The following is a 2,051-nucleotide window of genomic DNA, read 5'->3' as shown; positions in this document are numbered from 1 at the left end:
TTGGAGGCGCGCGGAGACCGGGCGCGCGCGCCCTCCCCGCGCGCCGCCGCGGCCGGGGCCTGCGCGGGGCCTCCGGTGCTGCTGGTGGCGCCCGCGACGGTGGCGGTGCCGGTGGCCGGGTTGCCGCCGGTGGTTGCCGGGGCGGCCGGGGTGGTGGCCGAGGAACCGCCGGTGGGCCGGTCGGTCGGGGTCGAGTCGCCGCCGGCGGGCTGGCCGGTGGTCGGGTCGAGGATCAGCGTGGCCGGCTGGGCGTTCTTGAAGTCGAACATGCCCTCGATGGAGCCGGCGTGGTCGTCGAAGGAGTGGTCGCCGATCCGGCCGGTCTTCCAGTTGTCCTCGACGAAGCGAAGGATCGAGGTCTGGTCGGTCTGGGTGTGGTCGACGAAGTTGGACTTGGCGTACGGGGAGGCGAGCAGCAGCGGCAGGCGCGGGCCGTAGCCGCAGCGGTCGGCGTAGCCGCCCCAGCCGGCGTCCTTGCCGCACTGGCCAGCGCCGCTGAGGCCGTCGTTGGCGCCGTCGCGCGAGCCGTTGACGGGCTCGGCGAACTTGTGGTCGTACCAGCCGTCCGAGTCGTCGTAGGCGATGACGACGGCGGTGGAGGCCCAGTCCTTGGACTTCTGCAGCTTGTTCAGGGTGTCGACGACGAAGTGCTGCTCGTCCAGCGGGTCGGAGTATCCGGCGTGGCCGTCCTGGTAGTTGGCGGCCTTCAGGTAGCTCACGGCGGGCAGGTCGCCGTGCTGGAGGGCGGCGTCGAAGTCGGTCAGGTCGTACTGGTGGTTCGCCTGGCCGTCGTGGCCGATCTCGCTCACGTCCTTGGGCGCCAGGTGCTTCGGGTTCGCCGTGGACCTGTAGTACTGGAAGGGCTCGTGGTGCGGGTTGTAGTCGGTCTGCGAGGCGCCGACGATGTTGTCGTGCGCGGCGCCGCAGACGGCCTTGCCGTCCTTGGTGCCGGTCGGCTTGAAGCCGCCCTGGAACCAGCCCCAGCTGACGCCCTTCTCGTTGAGCAGGTCGCCGATGTTCCTGCCGGTCATGACCAGCTGGTTGTGCTGCGGGTTGGAGCACTCGTCGTAGCCCGGGTCCGGGTCGTTGATGACGGTGCCCACGCCGTTGGCGTCGGGCGAGGCGACCACGTAGGCGTCGGTGGTCTTCTGGCCGGTCTTCGGGTCCACCGGGTAGCCGCCGTGGGTCTGACCGGAGATCAGGTTGATCGCGCCCGGGGTGGAGGGCCCGTAGTTGGTGCCGAAGGAGTTGTCGCTCATCGCGAAGCGCTGGGCGTAGTTCCACATGCCGGTGACGGTGTTGCCGTCGTAGTAGTCCATCACCAGGCCGGGCGCGGTGTACATCGGGGCCTTGCAGTTCTCGATGTCGGTGTGCTCGACGAACTTGTCCATCTTGCCGCCGTCGACGGCGAGCTGCTCGTCCTTGTAGGTGTGGTCCTGGTCGCAGGTGACGGCCTGGGCTGGGCCGAGGCGCTGCGGGTTGTTCCGGTTGGGGTTCTTGTGCAGCAGGTCGTCGGTGAGGCCGTCGACCTTGGGGGTGCCGGGCTTGGCGGTGAACCTGACCTTGTCGTCGGGGGTGTTGGCCGCGTTCGGGTAGGTGCCGAAGTAGTGGTCGAAGGAGACGTTCTCCTGGAATATCACCACCAGGTGCTTGATCGGCGTGGCGGTCTGCGGGCCGTCGGCCGCGAGGGCGGCGGGCGCGCCGGCGAAGGCGGTCAGGCAGGCCGCGCCGATCAGACCGGCACCGTGGCGGAGCCGCCGGCGGCTGGGAACTGCGTGCATGGTTGGTACCTCGACGTCATCGTCATCTGGGTCAGGAGTGGGCGCCGTGACGCGCGTAGCTTCCAGCGGCGCGGCGGCTAGAAGCTAGAAGTACCAGATGAACGGCGTTGACGGGTCCATGTTAACCATGGGTTGACCAGGGCTGTACGGAACGGGTCGTCAGGGCTTCGGGCCTGGGGGACAAGACCGCTGATGTCCGCCGAATGTCCCGCGAACGGGACATCTCCCCGGGGTCATGGCATCCCGTCAGGGCGTGCGGGTGCCCACGGC

1 protein-coding gene is annotated in these 2,051 nt (G+C 69.4%); it reads right to left on the bottom strand.

Annotation, left to right across the window (positions count from 1 at the left end; translation table 11 throughout):
- A partial coding sequence (locus ABT247_RS33210; protein WP_350750274.1) for a phospholipase C occupies positions 1–1,781 on the bottom strand: 1,781 nt, incomplete at its 3' end.
- Positions 1,782–2,051: the final 270 nt, after the last annotated feature.

The sequence above is a fragment of the Kitasatospora sp. NPDC001539 genome (assembly GCF_040298565.1).
Classification (GTDB): domain Bacteria; phylum Actinomycetota; class Actinomycetes; order Streptomycetales; family Streptomycetaceae; genus Kitasatospora.
The sequence above is the reverse complement of the archived record's forward strand: the minus strand, read 5'-3'. Positions and strand labels throughout refer to the sequence as shown.